Origin of the sequence: Microbacterium sp. NC79, from assembly GCF_019061125.1 — a bacterium.
In the GTDB taxonomy this organism is placed as follows: domain Bacteria; phylum Actinomycetota; class Actinomycetes; order Actinomycetales; family Microbacteriaceae; genus Microbacterium.
In genome coordinates this window covers 2,207,093-2,229,920 of the sequence record NZ_JAHQYI010000001.1, presented here as the reverse complement: position 1 = coordinate 2,229,920, position 22,828 = coordinate 2,207,093, and the positions used below count along the sequence as shown (strand labels likewise).

General features: G+C 61.7%; 16 protein-coding genes and 3 rRNA genes. 18 read left to right on the top strand and 1 reads right to left on the bottom strand.

Annotation, left to right across the window (positions count from 1 at the left end; all coding sequences use genetic code 11):
- The first annotated feature begins 258 nt into the window (after positions 1-258).
- From KTJ77_RS10190 to KTJ77_RS10125, 14 genes are all read left to right on the top strand, one after another.
- Positions 259-1,780 (top strand): 16S ribosomal RNA (locus tag KTJ77_RS10190).
- A gap of 404 nt (positions 1,781-2,184) precedes the next feature.
- Positions 2,185-5,287 (top strand): 23S ribosomal RNA (locus KTJ77_RS10185).
- Between the two features lie 112 nt (positions 5,288-5,399).
- A 5S ribosomal RNA gene (rrf, locus tag KTJ77_RS10180) occupies positions 5,400-5,516 on the top strand.
- Together the 16S, 23S and 5S rRNA genes form the textbook arrangement of a ribosomal RNA operon.
- Positions 5,517-5,593: 77 nt before the next feature.
- Entirely contained in the window at positions 5,594-7,924 is a 2,331-nt protein-coding gene (locus tag KTJ77_RS10175; protein WP_217338258.1) for a primosomal protein, read from the top strand.
- Entirely contained in the window at positions 7,924-8,961 is a 1,038-nt protein-coding gene (locus tag KTJ77_RS10170) for an HAD-IIA family hydrolase (protein WP_217338257.1), read from the top strand. Before KTJ77_RS10175 ends, KTJ77_RS10170 begins: the two co-directional genes overlap by 1 nt.
- A 37-nt stretch (positions 8,962-8,998) precedes the next feature.
- A complete protein-coding gene (locus KTJ77_RS10165) occupies positions 8,999-9,166 on the top strand; it encodes a hypothetical protein (protein ID WP_217338256.1) in 168 nt (55 codons plus the stop codon).
- A complete protein-coding gene (locus KTJ77_RS10160; RefSeq protein WP_217338255.1) occupies positions 9,163-9,960 on the top strand; it encodes a TlyA family RNA methyltransferase in 798 nt (265 codons plus the stop codon). Before KTJ77_RS10165 ends, KTJ77_RS10160 begins: the two co-directional genes overlap by 4 nt.
- Positions 9,957-10,913 carry an NAD kinase gene (locus KTJ77_RS10155; RefSeq protein WP_217338254.1) on the top strand — a complete coding sequence of 319 codons (957 nt, stop codon included), beginning with the start codon at positions 9,957-9,959 and terminating at the stop codon, positions 10,911-10,913. The genes KTJ77_RS10160 and KTJ77_RS10155 overlap by 4 nt, the downstream gene beginning before the upstream one ends.
- Complete coding sequence (recN, locus tag KTJ77_RS10150) at positions 10,910-12,598, top strand: DNA repair protein RecN (protein ID WP_217338253.1); 1,689 nt, start codon at positions 10,910-10,912, stop codon at positions 12,596-12,598. The genes KTJ77_RS10155 and recN overlap by 4 nt, the downstream gene beginning before the upstream one ends.
- A 42-nt stretch (positions 12,599-12,640) precedes the next feature.
- Positions 12,641-13,438, top strand: coding sequence for a sulfite exporter TauE/SafE family protein (locus KTJ77_RS10145; protein ID WP_217338252.1), 798 nt, complete (start codon positions 12,641-12,643; stop codon positions 13,436-13,438).
- A gap of 49 nt (positions 13,439-13,487) precedes the next feature.
- Positions 13,488-13,937 carry a MaoC family dehydratase N-terminal domain-containing protein gene (locus KTJ77_RS10140; protein WP_217338251.1) on the top strand — a complete coding sequence of 150 codons (450 nt, stop codon included), beginning with the start codon at positions 13,488-13,490 and terminating at the stop codon, positions 13,935-13,937.
- Positions 13,934-14,341 carry a MaoC/PaaZ C-terminal domain-containing protein gene (locus KTJ77_RS10135; protein WP_217338250.1) on the top strand — a complete coding sequence of 136 codons (408 nt, stop codon included), beginning with the start codon at positions 13,934-13,936 and terminating at the stop codon, positions 14,339-14,341. Before KTJ77_RS10140 ends, KTJ77_RS10135 begins: the two co-directional genes overlap by 4 nt.
- A gap of 1 nt (position 14,342) precedes the next feature.
- The gene (locus KTJ77_RS10130; RefSeq protein WP_217338249.1) at positions 14,343-15,482 is read left to right on the top strand and encodes a UDP-N-acetylmuramate dehydrogenase; all 1,140 of its coding nucleotides are present in this window, start codon (positions 14,343-14,345) and stop codon (positions 15,480-15,482) included.
- Between the two features lie 15 nt (positions 15,483-15,497).
- Positions 15,498-16,796 (top strand): hypothetical protein, encoded by a 1,299-nt coding sequence (locus tag KTJ77_RS10125; protein ID WP_217338248.1) that lies wholly within the window; start codon positions 15,498-15,500, stop codon positions 16,794-16,796.
- 56 nt (positions 16,797-16,852) lie between these two features.
- Here the strand turns inward: KTJ77_RS10125 and KTJ77_RS10120 are convergent, their stop codons facing one another.
- On the bottom strand, positions 16,853-18,052 hold the full coding sequence (locus KTJ77_RS10120; RefSeq protein WP_217338247.1) for a pyridoxal phosphate-dependent aminotransferase: 1,200 nt from the start codon (positions 18,050-18,052) through the stop codon (positions 16,853-16,855).
- 129 nt (positions 18,053-18,181) lie between these two features.
- Between KTJ77_RS10120 and KTJ77_RS10115 the strand changes: the two genes are divergently transcribed.
- The 4 genes from KTJ77_RS10115 (at position 18,182) to KTJ77_RS10100 (ending at position 22,777) form a co-directional block, all read left to right on the top strand.
- Positions 18,182-18,889 (top strand): FadR/GntR family transcriptional regulator, encoded by a 708-nt coding sequence (locus KTJ77_RS10115; protein ID WP_217338246.1) that lies wholly within the window; start codon positions 18,182-18,184, stop codon positions 18,887-18,889.
- 105 nt (positions 18,890-18,994) lie between these two features.
- On the top strand, positions 18,995-20,395 hold the full coding sequence (locus KTJ77_RS10110) for a four-carbon acid sugar kinase family protein (protein WP_217338245.1): 1,401 nt from the start codon (positions 18,995-18,997) through the stop codon (positions 20,393-20,395).
- 17 nt (positions 20,396-20,412) lie between these two features.
- Positions 20,413-21,303, top strand: coding sequence for an NAD(P)-dependent oxidoreductase (locus KTJ77_RS10105; RefSeq protein WP_217338244.1), 891 nt, complete (start codon positions 20,413-20,415; stop codon positions 21,301-21,303).
- Between the two features lie 52 nt (positions 21,304-21,355).
- Positions 21,356-22,777 carry a GntP family transporter gene (locus KTJ77_RS10100; protein ID WP_217338243.1) on the top strand — a complete coding sequence of 474 codons (1,422 nt, stop codon included), beginning with the start codon at positions 21,356-21,358 and terminating at the stop codon, positions 22,775-22,777.
- Positions 22,778-22,828 lie beyond the last annotated feature (51 nt).

Genomic DNA, 22,828 nt, shown 5'->3' with positions numbered 1-22,828 from the left:
TAAGATAGAGAAGTTGCCCTTCGGCAGGCCAGGAATGGTTTGGTGGGGGAGCATCCGATCCTTGAGAACTCAACAGCGTGCACTTGTCAAATGCCAAATTATCCTCGTCTAGCTTCGGCTGGGTGAGAATTCCTTTGGATCAAAGACCTAGTCGTTTTTCGGCTAGGCAACGGATAGTCAGCAATGATTTATCTCTTTGGTCATGATTGAACTCGCTGCATTTCCAGCCTATTCCGGTTGGGGTGTATGCAATCGTTTTTTACGGAGAGTTTGATCCTGGCTCAGGATGAACGCTGGCGGCGTGCTTAACACATGCAAGTCGAACGGTGAAGCAGAGCTTGCTCTGTGGATCAGTGGCGAACGGGTGAGTAACACGTGAGCAATCTGCCCCGGACTCTGGGATAACAGTTGGAAACAGCTGCTAATACTGGATATGAAACAGGACCGCATGGTCATTGTTTGGAAAGAATTTCGGTCTGGGATGAGCTCGCGGCCTATCAGCTTGTTGGTGAGGTAATGGCTCACCAAGGCGTCGACGGGTAGCCGGCCTGAGAGGGTGACCGGCCACACTGGGACTGAGACACGGCCCAGACTCCTACGGGAGGCAGCAGTGGGGAATATTGCACAATGGGCGAAAGCCTGATGCAGCAACGCCGCGTGAGGGACGACGGCCTTCGGGTTGTAAACCTCTTTTAGCAGGGAAGAAGCGAAAGTGACGGTACCTGCAGAAAAAGCGCCGGCTAACTACGTGCCAGCAGCCGCGGTAATACGTAGGGCGCAAGCGTTATCCGGAATTATTGGGCGTAAAGAGCTCGTAGGCGGTTTGTCACGTCTGCTGTGAAATCCGGAGGCTCAACCTCCGGCCTGCAGTGGGTACGGGCAGACTAGAGTGCGGTAGGGGAGATTGGAATTCCTGGTGTAGCGGTGGAATGCGCAGATATCAGGAGGAACACCGATGGCGAAGGCAGATCTCTGGGCCGTAACTGACGCTGAGGAGCGAAAGGGTGGGGAGCAAACAGGCTTAGATACCCTGGTAGTCCACCCCGTAAACGTTGGGAACTAGTTGTGGGGTCCATTCCACGGATTCCGTGACGCAGCTAACGCATTAAGTTCCCCGCCTGGGGAGTACGGCCGCAAGGCTAAAACTCAAAGGAATTGACGGGGACCCGCACAAGCGGCGGAGCATGCGGATTAATTCGATGCAACGCGAAGAACCTTACCAAGGCTTGACATACACGAGAACACCGTAGAAATACGGGACTCTTTGGACACTCGTGAACAGGTGGTGCATGGTTGTCGTCAGCTCGTGTCGTGAGATGTTGGGTTAAGTCCCGCAACGAGCGCAACCCTCGTTCTATGTTGCCAGCACGTAATGGTGGGAACTCATGGGATACTGCCGGGGTCAACTCGGAGGAAGGTGGGGATGACGTCAAATCATCATGCCCCTTATGTCTTGGGCTTCACGCATGCTACAATGGCCGGTACAATGGGCTGCGATACCGCAAGGTGGAGCGAATCCCAAAAAGCCGGTCCCAGTTCGGATTGAGGTCTGCAACTCGACCTCATGAAGTCGGAGTCGCTAGTAATCGCAGATCAGCAACGCTGCGGTGAATACGTTCCCGGGTCTTGTACACACCGCCCGTCAAGTCATGAAAGTCGGTAACACCTGAAGCCGGTGGCCTAACCCTTGTGGAGGGAGCCGTCGAAGGTGGGATCGGTAATTAGGACTAAGTCGTAACAAGGTAGCCGTACCGGAAGGTGCGGCTGGATCACCTCCTTTCTAAGGAGCATCTGAAGTCTTCGGACTTCCAGAACCCAGATCGAAGGCGTACGTTCTTCGCTGGGAGCTCATGGGTGGAACATTTGACATGCTGCCAGGATGTGATCTTGGGATGAGTACGCCGCTTGCGGTTGGAAAGTTCTGGGTGAGCGGATGGGTGGCTGCACGCTGTTGGGTCCTGAGGGACCGGACATGACCTTCGGGTTGTGACTGTTCCTCGGACCTGCATTCATGATGAGCCTTTTGGTTTTGAGTGGTGTGGGTACCGCCCGTACTTTGAGAACTACACAGTGGACGCGAGCATCTTGCGGAACAAGCTTCGGTTTGTTTCGTAATTGATGATCTTATAGATCATTAGAATTCAATTTTTTTGAGATTGATTTTCTTAACACATACTCATGTGATTTCAAGTCTTTAAGAGCAAACGGTGGATGCCTTGGCATCTGGAGCCGAAGAAGGACGTAGCAATCTGCGATAAGCCTCGGGTAGTGGATAAGCACACTGTGATCCGAGGATTTCCGAATGGGGAAACCCCGCTGGGCGGCTTGCCGACCTAGTGACTCCCGCCTGAATATATAGGGCGGGTAGAGGGAACGTGGGGAAGTGAAACATCTCAGTACCCACAGGAAGAGAAAGCAACCGCGATTCCGTTAGTAGTGGCGAGCGAAACCGGAACAGGCTAAACCGAGTGCGTGTGATATCCGGCAGGAGTTGCGTATTCGGGGTTGTGGGACTTTTCAGACAGGTCTGCCGATCTGTCAGCGTGACAGCAGCGTATAGACGAATGGTCTTGAAAGGCCAGTCATAGAGGGTGCCAACCCCGTAGTCGAAATGCGTGTGTTGACGCGAGAAGTATCCCAAGTAGCACGGGGCCCGAGAAATCCCGTGTGAATCTGTCAGGACCACCTGATAAGCCTAAATACTCCCAGATGACCGATAGCGGACAAGTACCGTGAGGGAAAGGTGAAAAGTACCCCGGGAGGGGAGTGAAATAGTACCTGAAACCGTTTGCTTACAAACCGTTGGAGCAGCCTTAGTAGCTGTGACAGCGTGCCTTTTGAAGAATGAGCCTGCGAGTTAGCGATACGTGGCGAGGTTAACCCGAGTGGGGTAGCCGTAGCGAAAGCGAGTCTGAATAGGGCGATTCAGTCGCGTGTCCTAGACCCGAAGCGAAGTGATCTATCCATGGCCAGGTTGAAGCGCGTGTAAGAGCGCGTGGAGGACCGAACCCACTTAGGTTGAAAACTGAGGGGATGAGCTGTGGATAGGGGTGAAAGGCCAATCAAACTTCGTGATAGCTGGTTCTCTCCGAAATGCATTTAGGTGCAGCGTTGCGTGTTTCTTGCCGGAGGTAGAGCTACTGGATGGCCGATGGGCCCTACAAGGTTACTGACGTCAGCCAAACTCCGAATGCCGGTAAGTGAGAGCGCAGCAGTGAGACTGTGGGGGATAAGCTTCATAGTCGAGAGGGAAACAACCCAGACCACCAACTAAGGTCCCAAAGCGCGTGCTAAGTGGGAAAGGATGTGGAGTTGCCTTGACAACCAGGAGGTTGGCTTAGAAGCAGCCACCCTTGAAAGAGTGCGTAATAGCTCACTGGTCAAGTGATTCCGCGCCGACAATGTAACGGGGCTCAAGCACGCCACCGAAGTTGTGGCATTAATATTTTTGGTAGGCCTTCGTGGTCCAGCCGTATTGATGGGTAGGAGAGCGTCGTGTGGCCAGCGAAGCGGCGGTGTGAACCAGCCGTGGAGGCTACACGAGTGAGAATGCAGGCATGAGTAGCGAAAGACGTGTGAGAAACACGTCCTCCGAAAGACCAAGGGTTCCAGGGTCAAGCTAATCTTCCCTGGGTAAGTCGGGACCTAAGGCGAGGCCGACAGGCGTAGTCGATGGACAACGGGTTGATATTCCCGTACCGGCGAAGAACCGCCCAAACTAATCCAGTAGTGCTAAGCGCCCGAATCTTCACACTGAATCCTTCGGGATTCGCCGTGGAGGCTAGCGCGCGACCCCGTTCTGGTGCGGTTAGCGTATTAACAGGTGTGACGCAGGAAGGTAACCCAAGCCAGGCGATGGTTGTCCTGGTGCAAGTGCGTAGGCTGAGAGATAGGCAAATCCGTCTCTCGTTCGGCTGAGACACGATGCGGATAAAAAGTGGGTGATCCTATGCTGCCAAGAAAAGCATCGACGCGAGGTTCTAGCCGCCCGTACCCCAAACCGACTCAGGTGGTCAGGTAGAGAATACTAAGGAGATCGAGAGAATCGTGGTTAAGGAACTCGGCAAAATGCCCCCGTAACTTCGGGAGAAGGGGGGCCATCGACGTATACGGACTTGCTCCGAAAAGCGTTTGGTGGCCGCAGAGACTAGTGGGTAGCGACTGTTTACTAAAAACACAGGTCCGTGCCAAGTCGCAAGACGATGTATACGGACTGACGCCTGCCCGGTGCTGGAAGGTTAAGAGGACCGGTTAGCCGCAAGGCGAAGCTGAGAATTTAAGCCCCAGTAAACGGCGGTGGTAACTATAACCATCCTAAGGTAGCGAAATTCCTTGTCGGGTAAGTTCCGACCTGCACGAATGGCGTAACGACTTCCCAACTGTCTCAACCGCGAACTCGGCGAAATTGCATTACGAGTAAAGATGCTCGTTACGCGCAGCAGGACGGAAAGACCCCGTGACCTTTACTACAGCTTGGTATTGGTGTTCGGTGTGGCTTGTGTAGGATAGGTGGGAGACTATGAAGCGGTGACGCCAGTCATCGTGGAGTCATTGTTGAAATACCACTCTGGTCATATTGGATATCTAACTTCGAACCGTAATCCGGTTCAGGGACAGTGCCTGGTGGGTAGTTTAACTGGGGCGGTTGCCTCCCAAAAAGTAACGGAGGCGCCCAAAGGTTCCCTCAACCTGGTTGGCAATCAGGTGTCGAGTGTAAGTGCACAAGGGAGCTTGACTGTGAGACTGACAAGTCGAGCAGGGACGAAAGTCGGGACTAGTGATCCGGCAGTGGCTTGTGGAAGCGCTGTCGCTCAACGGATAAAAGGTACCTCGGGGATAACAGGCTGATCTTGCCCAAGAGTCCATATCGACGGCATGGTTTGGCACCTCGATGTCGGCTCGTCGCATCCTGGGGCTGGAGTAGGTCCCAAGGGTTGGGCTGTTCGCCCATTAAAGCGGTACGCGAGCTGGGTTTAGAACGTCGTGAGACAGTTCGGTCCCTATCCGCTGCGCGCGTAGGAAATTTGAGAGGATCTGACCCTAGTACGAGAGGACCGGGTTGGACGAACCTCTGGTGTGCCAGTTGTACTGCCAAGTGCACCGCTGGTTAGCTACGTTCGGGATGGATAACCGCTGAAAGCATCTAAGCGGGAAGCCGGCCTCAAGATGAGATTTCCATACCTTCGGGTGAGAGGCTCCCAGCTAGACTACTGGGTTGATAGGCCAGATGTGGAAGTGCGGTAACGCATGCAGCTGACTGGTACTAATAAGCCGATGACTTGATAATCATTCATACATGAGTGATGCTCCGCGTCCACTGAGTGGTTCTCGATGTACGGTCGAGAACCCCAACAACAAGACACGTCTTGTTCGTTAGGTTTTTGAAACATCAATAGTGTTTCGGCGGCCATAGCGAGAGGGAAACGCCTGGTTACATTCCGAACCCAGAAGCTAAGCCTCTCAGCGCCGATGGTACTGCAGGGGGGACCCTGTGGGAGAGTAGGACACCGCCGGACTCCTTTTAGTCAAAATGGCCACCCAATGCTGGGTGGCCATTTTGCATTTATAGACAAATTCGACAGAGGAGATCGTCATGGCAGAAGCGCAAGAACCCCGAGACGGCGGATCGCGCGCGCCTCGCGACTCCTCACGCCCCCAGTACCGCGACAACAGCGGAGCCTCCCGTGACCAGCGCCCGCAGCGCGACGGTGGCTACCAGCGTCGTGATGGTGCAGCGCCTCGTCGTGATGGTGACCGTCGTGACGGTGGTGCACCGCGTCGTGAAGGTGGCTACCAGGGCAACCGCGATGGTGGTTACCAGCGCCGCGACGGTGCTGCCCCACGCCGCGATGGCGACCGTCGTGAAGGCGGCTACGAACGCCGTGATGGTGGTGCCCCGCGCCGCGAAGGTGGCTACCAGGGTAACCGCGATGGTGGTGCCCCGCGCCGTGAAGGCGGCTACCAGGGTAACCGTGGCGGTGGTTACCAGCGTCGTGACGGTGCTGCGCCCCGTCGTGATGGCGACCGTCGTGAAGGCGGTTTCCAAGGCAACCGCGATGGTGGTTACCAGCGTCGCGACGGTGCTGCTCCCCGTCGTGAGGGCGGTTACGAGCGTCGTGATGGTGCTGCTCCGCGTCGTGATGGTGACCGCCGTGAAGGTGGCTACCAGGGCAACCGTGAGGGTGGTTACCAGCGTCGTGACGGTGCTGCTCCCCGTCGTGAGGGTGGTTACCAGCGTCGTGACGGTGCTGCTCCCCGTCGTGAGGGCGGTTACGAGCGCCGTGATGGTGCTGCTCCCCGTCGTGATGGCGAGCGCCGTGAAGGCGGTTACCAGGGTAACCGTGAGGGTGGTTACCAGCGTCGTGACGGTGCTGCTCCCCGTCGTGAGGGCGGTTACGAGCGCCGTGATGGTGGCGCTCCGCGTCGCGATGGTGACCGTCGTGAAGGTGGATACCAGGGTAACCGTGAGGGTGGTTACCAGCGTCGTGACGGTGCTGCTCCTCGTCGTGAGGGCGGTTACGAGCGCCGTGATGGCGGTGCTCCGCGTCGCGATGGTGACCGTCGTGAAGGTGGATACCAGGGCAACCGCGAAGGCGGCTACCAGCGTCGGGATGATCGGGGCGATGACCGTCGCCAGTCGCGTCCGCCGCAGGACGTTCGATCGGACCGCCCGCGTGATCCCGAGCTACCTGACGACATCACGGCACGCGACCTGCATGGTTCCGCTCGTAATGAGCTGAAGACGTTGTCGGCGGAAAACGCAGACACCGTGGCACGGCACTTGGCGGCCGCGGCAATCTACATTGACCAAGACCCCGAGCTGGCACACGCGCACGCTATGGCAGCGTCGCGCCGTGCTGGACGTGTTGGCGTTGTCCGCGAAACGGTTGGTATCACCGCGTATGCGACGGGCGACTTCGCTCTGGCGCTGCGCGAACTGCGCACCTACCGACGTATCTCTGGCAGCGATGAGCAGATCGCGCTGATCGTTGACAGTGAGCGCGGCATTGGCCGTCCGGAGAAGGCGCTCGAAGAGGGCCGTGCTGTCGACCGCTCCAAGCTTGAGGCTTCAACGCGCGTGGAGCTCGCGATCGCAATGTCGGGCGCGCGCCTGGATCTTGGACAGACGGAAAGCGCACTGGCAGAGCTGGACATCCCTGAGCTTAACCCCGATGTCGCCTACAGCTACAGCACCGGCCTGTTTGCTGCCCGCGCGGCTGTCCTCGAAGACCTCGGCCGCGAGGCAGAGGCCGCAGAGTGGCTACGCCGGGCTGAGGTCGCCGCCGAAGCGATGGCAACTGACGACTCTGACGAGATGGTTGTCGTGGACGAGTCGGAAGACGAAGAACTCGTTCGTGAAATCGAAGCTCAGGAACGTCGTGCCGCGTACGAAGCACAAGAAGCTGCATACGCCGCAGAAGAAGCGATGTTCCGCGAGATTGAAGCCGCGGAAGCAGCCGCACTCGCGGCCGCAAACGGAACAGACGCTGACGAGACTGTTGGAACCGACGAAGCTCCTGTAGCCAACGAGGCTCCTGTAGCCAACGAAGCTCCTGTAGCCGACGAAGCTGGCAAGGCTGACGACGCTGACGACACCGTTGACGTTGACGTTGACGTTGACGCTGACGATGCTGATGTCGCTGATTTCGCTGACGAGGCTGATGTCGTTCCTGTAGCTGACGAGGCTGATGTCGCTGATGATGCTGAAGAGCTCACGGACGACACAGAATCCAAGGGCGACAAAGACAAGGCCTCGAAGAAGGACAAGAAAGACAAGAAGCCGAAGAAGGACAAAAAGTCGAAGGATAAGAAGGACAAGAAGGACAAGGGTTCCGACAAGTCTGACGACGAGAAGAAGGCAAAGAAGGCGAAGAAGGCAGCCAAGGCTGCTGAAGCTGCGGCTGCTGAGGCGGCCGAGAAGTAATGGGCCTGTTCTCTCGTACTCCGTCCACGGTGATGCCGCTTGCCGGCGTTGACACGATTCTCGCTGACCTGGATGGTGTGGTGTACGCCGGCCCCGGCGCCCTTCCGCACGCAGTTGAGTCGCTGAACCGCGCGCGGGAGACCGCCCGCATCGGATACATCACCAATAATGCGGCGCGCACCGACATCACAGTGGCTGAGCACCTCACTGAACTCGGCCTCCAGACCACGCCAGACGAAATCGTGACGAGCCCACAGGCTGCCGTTCGCTTGCTTCGGACGACCGTCGCTGATGGTTCCACCATCCTCGTCGTCGGTGGTGAAGGACTCGTCGTCGAGTTGGAGAAGGCCGGCTACGTTGTGACCCGGTCGTCAGCTGATAACCCGGCCGCCGTTGTGCAGGGTTTCGCGCCGAACGTCGACTGGAGCCAGCTCGCCGAAGCGGCGTACGCGCTCGCACTGCCTGAGGCTGAGGGCGGCATTCCGTGGATCGCCACCAACACCGACTGGACCATCCCGCAGGCCCGCGGAACCGCGCCTGGCAACGGCACGCTGGTGTCCGCTGTGCACACGGCCGTTGGTCGGCTTGCCACCGTCGCCGGTAAGCCGGAAAAGCCGATCTTCGATGTGGCGGTTGACCGCTTTGCTGCAAAGAAGGCGTTGTTCATCGGCGACCGGCTGGACACCGACATTGCTGGTGCACAGCGAGCTGGCATCGACTCGGTTCTCGTCCTCACCGGCATCGACCGACCCAAGCACGTCTTGGCTGCTCCGTCGCACGCCCACCCGACATACATTCTTCCTGACCTCCGCGGCCTGTTCGAGCCGTACCCGGTCACGACAGTGAAGGGCGACGTGGTCTCCGTTCGCGGCGCCTCGGTGCGTGTTGAAGGTACCGACATTCGGATTCTGGCCGCGGGTGACCAAATCGATTTGCTCCGCGCGGCTGCGCACGCGATCTGGGCAACCGGACGCCAGATCTTCGGGTTCCGCGTTCCGGAGAAGCTGTACGAAGACCCGTTCCTGATTCGTCGCTAAACGGGTCGATGTCGCCACGACCGCGTAGTCTGGAGGCGTGAGTAACCCGTCAAGTGAGCACAGTGTCGGTTTTGTGAGCCGTGTCCGCGTGATCGAAGAGCAACCGCTCGAGTCGCGTGCCGCCGGCTACGCCGGGCTTCACGATGAGCTCGCGAAGCGACTCGACGCACCCGTCACGCGCACAGCCAGCGAGTCGGCCGGATGACGCGCCTGGACGCTGCCCTCGCAGACCGTGGTCTCGCACGATCCCGCACGCATGCCGCTCGGCTTATTGCCGATGGTCTGGTCACCGTGAACGGTCGCGGAACCGTAAAAGCCGCGCACCCCGTCACGGAGACAGATGAGCTCACCGTCGCAGGCGCCGATCACTACGTCAGCCGGGCAGCGCACAAGCTCGTGGCTGCCCTTGACGCCTTCCAGGTCGATCCGGCCGGTCGTGTTGCGCTCGACATGGGCGCCTCCACTGGCGGCTTCACTCAGGTGCTGAGCGAACGCGGCGCTGCCGCGATCATGGCCGTGGATGTGGGCCATGACCAGTTGGCCGCCGAGATCGCTGCCGATCCCACCGTGCACGCGGTTGAGGGTTTTAACGTGCGTTACATGACGCCAGAAAATCTCGCTGCTGCCACCGGAATCACCGAGCGCCCGAGCATCGTCACTGGTGACCTTTCCTTTATATCGCTGGAACACGTTTTGCCTGCGGTTGCGGCTACGGCTGCGCCAGCGGCCGACATCGTGTTACTTATCAAGCCGCAGTTTGAAGTGGGGCGCACCGCGGTGAAAGGCGGCCTTGTCACCGACGCGGCGACACGAGCAGACGCGGTTGGCCGTGTGCTGTGGTCGGCGTGGGATCAGGGGCTCGGCGTGTGTGGCCTCGCACCGAGTCCGATCCTGGGAACGCACGGCAACAGCGAGTACCTTGTGCACCTTTGCGACACCAACGGTAAAAACCCGACAGAATATCGAGACGACATCAAACGAATGACGGAGCGCGCATGAGCGAACGCAATATTCTCGTTGTCGTTCACGCCCATCGTGACGACACGGTGGCTGCCGCCGAACGCATTTACCACTCGTTGAAAGCAGCGGGTGCTCGATGTGTGCTCAGCGCTGAAGATCTGCGTGATCTGCGCGACGTGACCGACAACCCCGCGATACTGGACGATTTTCTGGTGCTGGGCGAAAACGTCGCCGTCGATGATGTCGAGTTGGCTATCGTGCTGGGCGGCGACGGAACCATTCTGCGCGCTGCGGAGCTGGTGCGCGGACGAGCGGCCCCCATTCTTGGCATCAACATGGGCCACGTCGGCTTTCTCGCCGAGAGCGAGCGCGACGACATGGATGAAGCTGTCCGCCGCGTTATCGCAGGCGAGTATACGGTCGAGGAACGCTTGGCGTTGTCTGTTCGCGTGAAAAACCGCGCGGGAGACACCATCTACGAGACGTGGGCGCTCAACGAGGCAACCGTCGAGAAGGCCTCGCGAGAGCGCATGCTTGAGGTCGTGATCGCCATCGACCGTCGACCACTTTCCAGCTTTGGCTGTGATGGCGTGGTGCTGTCCACGCCGACCGGATCCACCGCCTACAACTTCTCTGCTGGCGGCCCCGTAATCTGGCCCACCGTGCAAGCCATCAGCGTGGTTCCGCTTTCTGCTCATGCCTTGTTTGCCCGCCCGCTCGTCATCGACCCGTCGTCATCGGTGACGATTGAGGTGTTGCAACGAAACCAGGGCACCGGTGTGCTGTGGTGTGACGGTCGTCGTTCCCACGAGCTTCCGCAGGGTGCGCGCGTCATCGTGCGGCGCTCGGCCCAGCCGGTACGCCTGGCACGTCTGCACACGGCCCTATTTACCGATCGACTTGTGAACAAGTTTCAGCTCCCTGTCGACGGCTGGCGTGGCGCTGATCCGACAACGTCGGCGATTCCGACGGTCAAGGACGCCCAGGCATGATCGAAGAGATGCGCCTGCGAGACTTGGGCGTGATCGCCGAAGCAACGTTGCCGATGGGGGCCGGTTTCACTGCGATTACGGGCGAAACCGGAGCAGGCAAAACGATGGTGGTCACCGGACTCGGCCTGCTGCTTGGTCAGCGCGCCGATTTCTCCGCCGTCCGCGCGGGGGCATCGCAAGCCAGCGTCGCTGGCGTCTGGGTGGTTCCGTCGACTGGGGCCGTCGCAGAACGCGTCGCCGACGCGGGTGGCGAGCTGGAAGCCATTGACGATGACACCAGCGAGTTGTACCTGTCGCGCAGCATCACCGCAGAAGGGCGCAGTCGCGCGAGTGTCGGAGGGGTGAAGGCTCCGGCGAGTGTGCTCAGCGACCTCGCCGACAACCTGGTCGTTGTGCACGGTCAGTCTGACCAGTTGCGGTTGCGCTCGGCCAGCGCACAACGCGACGCGCTTGACCGTTTCGGCGGCGAGCCGATTGCCCGTGCCGCGGAGGCTTACCGCGACGCCTACACACGCTTCACCGCACTAGAACTTCGGATCGCCGAGATCACGGAACACCAGGGCGCGCGCCTCGCCGAAGCAGCGCACCTCCGTGGGGTGCTCGCCGACATCGAGCAGGCGGACCCCCAGCCGGGCGAAGACGAAGAGCTTGCGCAACGTGCGGAACGACTCGCAAACGCCGAAGACCTTCGGATCGCCGCAGCGACCGCACACGAATCCCTCTCCAGCGAGGACGATGCCGCTGACGTGTTGGCGCTCATCGCGGAGGCGCGGCGAGCGTTGGAACGTGCCGCCGATCCTGCGCTGACGACGCTCGCAGAACAGCTGGCGGATCTCAGCTATCGGGCCACAGACATTGCGCAGGAGCTTTCCGCGTATCTCGCCGACCTCGATGAGTCCGGCCCCCACGAACTGGCGACCGTCGAAGAACGGCGTGCGGTGCTCGGTGCACTCGTGCGCTCGCACGGGTCTCTCGCCGCCGCGATCGACCTGCTCTCTACTGGTTCCGCCCGCCTTGCAGAACTTGACGATGACCCCGGAACGCTCGAACGGCTTGCCGCGGAGCGCGAGACGCTTGCCGTCGAGCTCGACGCGTGTGCTGCGGCGCTCACAACGGCACGCACCAAAGCGGCCGCGCGGCTGGGAAAGGCCGTCACCGCCGAACTCCGCGAGCTCGCGCTACCTGACGCGCGCCTCGAGGTGGAGGTCGCCCCCGCCGTCGGCACGATGAACGGTCGCGACGACGTCACGATTCTTCTCGCACCGCACCCAGGAGCCTCACCCCGCCCCGTCGCCAAGAGCGCATCTGGTGGCGAGCTGAGCCGCGTCATGCTGGCAATTGAGGTTGTCATGAGCGCCTCCGACCCGGTGCCGACGTTTGTTTTCGACGAGGTCGACGCTGGCATCGGCGGTGCCGCCGCGATCGAGGTAGGGCGCCGTCTCGCTCGCCTTGCCGAGACGTCGCAGGTCATCGCCGTCACCCACTTGGCGCAGGTAGCGGCGTTCGCGAACAATCACCTCAGCGTCGTCAAACAGAGTGACGGCAGCGTCACGGCATCCAGCGTGCGCAACCTGCACGGCGCCGAACGCGACGCCGAAATGGCGCGGCTGCTGTCTGGCATGGCTGACTCTGAGGCGGCGCTCGCCCACGCACGCGAGCTGCTGGCGCTGCGCGAAACGATTTAAGGTCCGACCGTCGGCTTGTGCCGACGTGCACGAAAGTTGAATATGCCCGAAGACGCCCCCGTCCGCACGCCCCGCACGATCCTCACGTTCGTCGGCATTGGCGTCACCGCCGGCCTCCTATCTGGGCTGTTCGGTGTCGGCGGCGGAACCATCATCGTGCCGTTTCTCGTCATGTTCCTGGCGTATAACCAGCGTCTTGCGGCTGGCACCTCGCTCGCGGCCATTGTGCCGACCGCCACTGTTGGCGTGATCTCGTATGCGGTGACCGACTCGGTGGCGTGGATTCCAGCGCTCATCCTTGCTGCTGGTTCCGTCATCGGTGCGCAGATCGGAACCGCGCTGCTGCCAAAAATCTCGCAAACGGCTTTGCGATGGGGATTTGTCGTTTTCATCGTCGTTGTGATCGTCAGCCTGTTCATTGTGGTGCCCTCGCGTGACTCCCAATTCGTGCTCGACGCCATGACCATTTCAGGACTCATCGTTCTCGGGCTGATCACCGGCGTGCTGGCTGGCCTGCTCGGCGTCGGAGGCGGCGTCATCGTGGTGCCGGTGCTGATGGTGGTGTTCGGCATCAGCGATCTGATCGCGAAGGGCACGTCGCTGTTGATGATGATTCCGACAGCGATCAGCGGAACCATCGGAAATCTGCGACGCAAGAACGTCGACATTCTCGGTGGCCTCCTGATCGGGCTCTCCGCCGCCGCAACAACCGCCGTCGGCGCATGGATTGCCGTGAACATCGACCCGCGCATCGCGAACGCGCTGTTCGCCGGATACCTGGTGTTTATCGCATCGCAGATGGTGATCAAGGCGATCAAGGGGCGTCGCCAGCAGGGTTAACTCCGGCGCTCTCCCCGCACCCCACACTCACGCTCGTTAGGATGAGAACGTGCCCGTAAATCCGGATCTTGTCGGCCAGGAGTTCCCGCCGACCGCTGCTTACCTTGTCGGCCGCGAGAAGGTGCGCGAGTTCGCTCGTGCGACATTCGCCGATGACCCGCAACACCATGACCAAGACGCCGCCCGCGCGCTCGGCTACGCCGACGTTGTCGCGCCGCCGACGTTCGCCATGGTGATTCAAGACTTCACGATTCACCAGTTGCTGAATGCGCCGAACTCGGGGATTGAACTGCAGAACCTGATTCACGCTGAACAGAAGTTCCGCTACTCGCGTCCGATTGTGGCCGGTGATGAGCTCACGGCGACGCTATCGGTGACCGGCCTTCGCGCCATGGGCCCCGCAACCATGATTAACAGTGAAACCACCATCGTTGACGCGAACGGCGATCACGTCGTCACCGCCGTCTCGGTGCTGCTTGCCGGGGAGGCCAGCGCATGACGTACGGCGTCGGCGACATCGTCGCAGAACGTTCCCTGCACATCACCCGCGACGCACTGGTGAAGTATGCCGGTGCCTCGGGCGACTTCAACCCGATTCACTACCGCGACGATATTGCCGCATCGGTGGGGCTTCCCGGCGTGCTCGCACACGGCATGCTCACGATGGGCATTGCGGTCGGAACCATCATCTCGGCCCTCGGGGACGCAGGACGCATTCGCGAATACGGTGTGCGGTTTACGCGCCCCGTCGTCGTGGATGCGAACGCCGGTGCCGACATCGACATCACAGCCAAGGTTGCCGCTGTTTCTGATGAGGCCATTCGCATCGACCTGACCGTCATGTTCGAGGGCAAGACCGTGCTCGGAAAAGCGCAGGTCTTCGTCGCCCCGGAAAAGGCGTAACGTGCCCGAACTCACCCCTCGTCCGCTCGCCGAGCTGACCACGCTTCGCGTGGGCGGCACCCCGCGGCGCCTCATCGAAGCCACCTCGCGTGACGAAGCCATTGACGTGCTGCGCGATGTCTGGCGTAGCGGTGACGACTGGCTCGTGCTTGGCGGCGGATCCAACCTGTTTGTCGGCGACGATGACCTCGACCTCACCGTCGTGCGCCTGCGCAATGAGGGCATCGCCGTGGTCGGTTCCCCCGCGCCTGGCGTTGTTCGTGTTCGGGTTGAAGCCGGACACCAGTGGGATGCGTTCGTCGAGTGGACGGTGAACGCCGGGCTCGCCGGTGTTGAGGGCCTCTCCGGAATCCCCGGAACCGTGGGTGCGGCACCGGTGCAGAACGTCGGCGCCTACGGCCAAGAAGTGGTGCAGACTCTGCACGAAGTCGAACTCATCGACGCCGGAACCGGCGAGGTCATTGTGGCTCCCGCTGCTCGCCTCGGCCTCGGATTTCGCACGTCCGTTCTGAAAGCGCACTATGGTTCCGTCGCCGAATATGACGCTGTCATCTTGTCGGCAACATTTGACTTGCGCGCCGTCGGTACCGAGCCGGTGACGGTCGCGGGGGAGCAGTTGCGCCAGGCGCTGCGCCTGGACGACGATGCCCGCATGTCGCTCGCCGAGATTCGTGAGACGGTGCTGGCAACCCGCGCGTCGAAGGGCATGGTGCTGAACCCCGATGACCCGGACACGTACAGCGCTGGCTCGTTCTTCCAGAACGCGATTCTGCCGGAAACCTTCGTGCGGACGCTGCCAGAGGACTGCCCGCGCTGGCTTATGTCTGGCACGGTTGATGTCGCCGATCGGGTCATCGCGCTCGACGAATACGACGGCTACGTGCCGCAAGTGACGCACACGGAGCGCACCTTCAAAGTGAGTGCGGCCTGGCTCATTGAGCACGTGGGCATTCGCAAGGGGTTCCGCCTCCCCGGATCCCACGCCGGGTTGTCGACGAAACACGCGTTGGCGCTCACTAACCGGGGCGCGGCGCGCGCGGAAGAGCTCGCTCAACTGGCCAGGTACATTCGCGGACGCGTACATTCGGAGTACGGACTCCTGCTGGAGCCCGAGCCCATCCTGGTGGGCGTCGAGATTTAGGCGCGAGGAGGCGTGATGACGGATCCACAGTATCCGGGCCCGCCTCCACCGTTGCCCTCGCCACCGGTGTCGCCGAGCTATCCGGGTTTTGGAGCGCCGCCTCCACCTTCCTATCTGGCGCAGCCGCCGTACGTAGCCCAGCCCTCGGATGGATCCTCGTCGTGGCCAGCGCCGCCGCAGCCGAAAAAGAAGCGGCGCACCGGTCTCATCATCACGATGACGGTGGTGACGCTTGCGGCCATCGCTGGCGTGATTGGCTTCATCATGTGGCAGAGCGCCGCAGAGGCGACCTACGAGGCGGCTGTTGCCCAACTCGAGCAGACACAAGACGACGTCGTAGCGGCGAACACGGTCGGCACCGCGACGCTTGCCGATGCCGAGGTGCGCCAGCTCGCTGCCGACACCATTGCACAGACCGCGACCGCCGGACTGTTTGACCCGGCACTGGCGCAATCTTTCACCGACAGCGTCACCGCCCTCGACGACGCGCTCGCCGGAGCACCGGACGCACTGTCAGCGCCACGCTCGCCAGGAGAGATGCCCGCATTGCCGTGGGAGCGGGAAGCAGAAGCGGCCGCGATTTCAGCCAGAGCCGATGCTGCGAACGATGACATTGTCGCATTCGATCAGGGCATCGCGGCGGTCGCGACCGCTACGACAACGGTCGATTCCGCGGCTACCGACTTCTTTGGTTCCGCCACCGAATACTCCGAGTCGCTGTTGGCCGAAAATATCGCGGCCAAGAACGAAACGAAATTGTCGTTTGAACGGGCATCCAGCGTGCTCACGCAGCTCACCCAGCTCGATGGTTCCAGCGCCACGGCCGTCAGCACCTATGTCGATGCCGCGACTGTGCTCGTGGCGTCGCAGCAGGCCGAACTCGACGAGAAAGCAGGACCGCTGCTGACCGCGCGACTTGAGGTTGAGCAGTTCGCGCGGGATCTCGCACCCGGCCTCATGCTCGACTTTGATTGGGCGCCGATTGTTGCCGGTGCTGGCGGCGGGCTTTCCGTGGGCGGAACCACGCACTGGTGGATGGATCCGGGGTACGCCACGATCACGCTGAGCGACTCGGTGGCCGAACTGTGGGGCTCCCGATATGACTCGATGGTGCGAGCCCTGGTCGCGCATGAGATTGGGCACGCGCTCACTATCCGTTGCGGTGACATGTACGACTGGTCGACGCAGGAGAGCATCGAGCAGTGGGCCACCGCATGGGCGATCGCTCGTGGTTACACCGGCGAAGGTAACGGTGTCAGCGTGTATGGTGAGCCACCGCAGAGCATGGTTGAGGCCGCGCAGAGCTGCTCATAAAGGCAAAGAAAAGTGGGCCGGCTCGACAAGAACCGGCCCACTTTCATGAAGCGTGCTTAGGAGAACAGCTCCTGCAGGCGGCGAACGCCCTCGAGCAGTTCTTCGTCACCGAGCGCGTACGACATGCGGATGAAGCCAGACGGGCCAAATGCCTCACCAGGAACCACGGCAACTTCGACCTCATCAAGGATCAGGTCGGCCAGCTCGAGGCTCGTGGTCGGCGTCTTGCCGCGCCAGGTCTTGCCAAGCAAGCCCGTGACGTCGGGGTAGACGTAGAACGCGCCGAGCGGGTTCGGAACCTTCATACCGTCGATCTTGCTGAGTTCAGCCACGATCAGCTGGCGGCGGCGGTCGAACGCCTGGCGCATCTGCTCAACCTCGGCCTGCGGGCCGGTCAGCGCCGCAATTGCGCCGCGCTGAGCCACGTTGTTTACGTTGCTTGACAGGTGCGACTGCAGGTTCGCTGCAACCTTGATGGCGTCCTTCGGGCCGACCATCCAGCCCACACGCCACCCGGTCATGGCGTAAGTCTTTGCGACACCGTTGACGAGAATCGTCTGGTTCGCAAGCTCAGGAACCGCCTCGACGATCGAGACCGCCTTGGTGCCTTCGTAGACGAGGTTCTGGTAAATCTCATCGCTGATCACCCAGATGCCGTGTTCCAGAGCCCACTCGCCGATCGCCTTGGTCTCTTCCGGCGTATACACCGAACCGGTCGGGTTTGACGGCGACACGAACACCAGCACGGTGGTCTTTTCGGTGCGAGCGGCCTCGAGCTGCTCAACGGTGACCTTGTACTCCTGCTCGGAGCCGGCGAACACCTCGACGGGCACGCCATCGGCCAGGGCAATGGCTTCGGGGTAGGTGGTCCAGTACGGCGCGGGCAGGAGAACCTCATCGCCGGGGTTCACAACCGCCTGAAAGGCCTGGTACACCGACTGCTTGCCACCGTTGGTCACGATGATCTGGCTCGGCTCGACGGCAAGGCCAGAGTCACGCAGAGTCTTTGCGGCGATCGCTTCGCGCAGTTCCGGCAGGCCAGCGGCCGGGGTGTAACGGAAGTTCGCCGGATTGTGCATAGCCTCGATACCCGCGTCCACAATGAACTGCGGCGTCGGGAAGTCGGGCTCGCCAGCGGCGTACGAAATCACCGGGCGGCCCTCGGCCTTCAGAGCCTTAGCTTTGGCATCAACCTTGAGGGTCGCCGATTCGGCGATGGCGGAAAGTTTACGAGAAAGTGGTGCACGCTCAGTCACCCTTCGAGCGTACTCCGCGGTGCGACGATCAGACAGGACGATGACCACGAAATAATCGGTCGATTTACCGCGAAACGCTTTTTCCGGGCGGAACCATGGCGAAGCGGTGAAGACCAGTACCGTTGGAGTATGAAGGTCGAGCGAGTCACCCGTACGCAATCCGTCGTTGACGGGTTGCTCGATGAGATCATCGCGGGGCGCGTCGTGGCGGGGGAGCCGCTGCCTGCCGAAGCAGACCTGGCCGAGATGCTCGGTGTCTCCCGTCTCACGCTGCGTGAAGGCGTGCGCCTGCTGCAGGCGCAGGGAGTGATTGTTCCGGTACCTGGCAGCAGGCATCGCGTTGCCCCTGTTGATGAGTGGACAGGCCTGGAAGCTGTGCTGCGGTATTCCCGTAGCGGCGGTGCGCGCCGGCGCACATCGCTTGACCTCCTCGACATGCGTGTCATGTTTGAAACCGGGGCAGCCGAGCTTGCCGCACCCCGCTGTTCCGATGACCACATTGACCAGCTCGATCGACTCCTCACCCGTATGCGTGAGGCCCACGCGAACGGTGATGTGCGTGGGTTTGTCGACGCTGACCTCGCCTTTCACGACGTCATTTTTGCGGCAGCAGACAACCGCATTCTGGTGGCCTCGGTGCGCCCGCTGACGACGCTGCTGCAGGATTCCCGCACGGAAACGAGCGCTGTCTTTGACATTCGGGAGCACGCGCTGGCCGAGCACGCCGCCGTGCTCGAGGCGATGCGCACGCGCTCGGCAGAAGCCGCTCGAGAGGCGATGGCTAGCCACATGCGCCAAACGCGCGACGACCTGTTGCACTACGTGCTGGGGGAGTAACCTACACCGCAGGTTGCCTGATAGGCAATGTGGGCGTACCATCGATATCTGATATCGGATAACAACCGGTTTCGACCCTCAATCTTTCTGAACGAAGGAGTTCCTGTGCACATTGACGCGCTTCTGGCCGATCTTCCGGCCCCGCTCGACATTGCCGCGGCACAGGTTCGTGAGGCGGTCGATGCCCGCTCCGTGCTCGTCGTGCTCGACGATGACCCCACCGGAACGCAGTCGGTTGCCAACCTCCCGGTGCTGACTCGGTGGGAGCACAGCGATCTTGCTGGCGCATTCGCCACGGGCGCGAGCGCCGTCTACGTTCTCACCAACACCCGCTCACTTGATGAAGACGAAGCTGCGCTGCGCAACCGTGAGGTCGTTGCCGTCGCGCTCGCGGCAGCCGCCGAGGCCGGAAAACGCGTAACCTTCGTGTCCCGCGGCGATTCCACCTTGCGTGGTCATTTCCCGCTGGAGACCGACGTGCTCGCCGCCGAAATCGCTTCGCGTGGCGGCGCGGCACCAGAACTGACGCTGCTGGTTCCGGCGTTCCCTGACGCCGGTCGCATCACCGTCGACTCCGTGCACTACTGGGTCACCGATGGCGAGGCCGTTCCGGTCGGAGAAACCGCCTTCGCGCAAGATGCCACCTTTGGCTTCGCATCATCCAACCTCCGCGACTGGGTCGCCGAGAAGACGCAGGGGCGCATCCCGGCCGACGCCGTCGCCGCCCTCACACTGAGCGTTATTCGTGCTGGCGTCGACGCGACCCGCGACTTCTTGCGCGCCGTGCCCACTGGTTCCGTTGTCGCCGTCGACGTTGTCGAAGAAAGCGACATGCGCGTCGTCGCGCTTGCCCTGCACAGCCTGAACCGCGAGGTGCTGTTGCGCGTCGGACCGCCCTATGTGCGGGCACACATCGGGCAGGACATCGCCCAACCCGTGTCTGCCGCCGACATTACGTTTGCGCACGACCGCGGCGGGCTCGTCGTCGTAGGAAGCCACGTGCCGCTGACCACCGCGCAGCTCACCGAGCTTCGTGCCCAGCGCCCTGACACCGTGACGATTGAGCTCGATGTGCGCAGACTGATCGGTGAGCGCCGTGATGCGTACCTCGCGGAACAGGCAGCGACGGTCGCCGCCGCCCTGGCAGACGGAACCGTGATTGTGCACACGACGCGGGAGCTGGTTACCGGTGCCGACGGTGACGAGAGCCTCGCGATCGCGCGACAGGTATCCGGTGGCGTCGTCGAGCTGGTGAGCCGCGTGCTCGCGATCGCACCGCCGCGCTTTGTTATTGCGAAGGGCGGCATCACGTCAAGCGATGTCGCGAGTGAAGCCCTCGAGATTCGCCGGGCTACCGTGCTTGGCCCCATGCTGCCTGGCATTGTCTCGCTGTGGCAGCCGCAGACCGGGCCCGCGGTCGGCATCCCCTACATCGTCTTCGCCGGCAACGTCGGCGTCGCAGATTCACTTGCTCGCGTTGTCGCCACGCTGGCCGACGCCGAGTGATTTTGAAAGGAACTGACATGACCACCAACGTCGCTGTTATCGGTCTCGGAGCCATGGGACTGCCCATGGCCACCCGCCTCGCCGAGAAATTCACCGTCACCGGTTTCGACATTGCGGCCGAGCGCGTCGCGCTCGCGGCAGAGCAGGGTGTGCAGGGCGCAGCCTCCGCTGCCGAAGCCGTTGCCGAGGCTAACGCCGTACTCGTTGCGGTACGCACGGGTGCGCAACTGCACGATTTGCTCTTCGGTGACGCGGGCCTGGCAACGCACCTCGCCGATGGTTCCGTAGTGATCCTCACCAGCACCGTCGGAACCGACGGCATTGACGAGATTGCCGGCCGTCTCGCCGAGCACGGCGCGCAGCTGGTAGACGCGCCGCTGTCTGGCGGCCCCGTGCGCGCCGGTGCAGGCGACCTGCTCATCGTCGTGGGGGCAACGCCCGCCGCGCTCGAGGTGGCGCGTCCCGTGCTTGATCAGCTTGCGTCGACGCTGTCGATCGTGGGTGAGAAGCCCGGTGACGGGCAGGCGCTGAAGACCGTGAACCAGCTGCTTTGCGGCGTGCACATCGCGGCAGCGGCTGAGGCGCTGGCGCTTGCAGATGCCCTCGGCCTTGACCGCGAGAAGACGCTCGAAGCACTCACCGCAGGTGCCGCCAACTCCTTCATGCTCGGCAACCGTGGCCCGCGCACGCTGCAGGCCTACGACGAGGACGGCGCTGAAGTACTCAGCCGTCTCGACATCTTCGTCAAGGATCTCGGCATTGTCGGCACCGCGGCTCGCGCCGCACATCTGTCGACGCCCGTCGCCAATGCTGCAGAACAGCTCTTCTTGCTCGGTGAGGCTCAGGGCCTTGGCGAGCTCGATGACTCGGCCGTTATTCGCGTTGTCGCCCCCCACCGTCTGTCCTGATCCCGATCTCACGCGTTACCGCGCGTGACCCACGAAAACGAGAGAACCAACGATGCTCCCTCTTCCCGCCCTTATTGCGATTGGCCTCGCGGGCCTTGGCCTGCTGCTTCTGCTGATCATTCGATTCAAGATGCAGGCGTTTTACGCGCTTATCCTGGTCTCGATCGTCGTTGGTCTGGCCGCTGGCCTGCCGATGACGACGATCGCGGCGACGGAAACGACGCCCGAAAAGCTCGGCATTATTCAGGCGATTATTGCCGGGGTCGGCGGAACCTTGGGGTCCGTTGCGGTGCTCGTCGCGTTGGGATCGATGCTCGGCAAAATTATTGAACTCTCTGGCGGCGCAGAATCCCTCGCAGGCAAGTTCACGTCGTGGCTCGGCCCGAAGCGCGTTGGTATCGCGCTCGTGATTGCCGCGGGTATTCTCGCGATCCCGGTCTTCTTCGATGCCGGATTCATCATCCTGGTTCCGATCATCTTCGCGTTCTCGAAGGTTGCTGGCCTGAACCCCATCAAGTTCGGTCTGCCGGTTGCCGGCATCATGCTCGCCGTGCACGTTGCCGTGCCGCCGCACCCCGGCATTGTTGGTGGTTCCACGATCCTGGGCGCTGACATCGGCTGGGTGACGATCCTGTCGCTGGCGATTTCTGTGCCGCTGGCTGCGCTGTCGTTCTGGGGCGGCAAGCTCCTCAACCGTCGCGAGTTTGCGATGCTCCCGGCGACCAAGGAAATGTTTGACAGCTTCGGAACCGAAAAGCCGTCGGCAAACGCTGGCCTGCGGGAGGGGGAGAAGGCACCGAGTGCTTTCACCGTGCTCGGTCTGATTTTGCTGCCGCTTGTGCTCATCATGCTGGGTACGGCCGTTGCGCCGACGTTTGAAAAGGGCACGTTCTGGAACGGCTTCCTCGCGATGATCGGCCAGCCGATCTTTGCGCTCATGGTTGCCATCGCCGCCGCCATGTTCTTCCTCGGCGTGCGCCGCGGTTGGTCAGCTGCCAAGCTCGGTGAAGTCATGGAATCGGCGCTACCCGCTGCCGCCGTCATCATCCTGGTCACCGGAGCTGGTGGTGCGTTCGGTCGCATTCTGACCGAGACCGGTATCGGCGGCGCTGTCGCCGAGGTGCTCGCCAACTCCGGCATGCCGCTCCTGCTTGCTGCCTTCCTCATTTCGCTCATCATGCGCGCCGCACAGGGCTCGGCAACCGTGGCAATCACGACCACCGCCGGGCTGCTGCTGCCGTCCGTCTCGGTGCTGGGCCTTGACACGATTCACATCGCACTTGTCGCCGTCGCTATCGGCTACGGTGCGCTGGGCCTCAGCCACGTTAACGACTCGGGCTTCTGGGTCGTCACCCGCTACCTCGGCCTTTCGGTTAAGGATGGCCTCCGCACCTGGACTCCGCTGACCACCCTCCTCGGCGTCACGGGCTTCCTGCTCACGTGGGTGCTGTACGTCGCGATCCCGATGGGCTAACACCGCCAAAAACACGTGGGGCTCCGGCATGAATCTGTGCCGGAGCCCCAC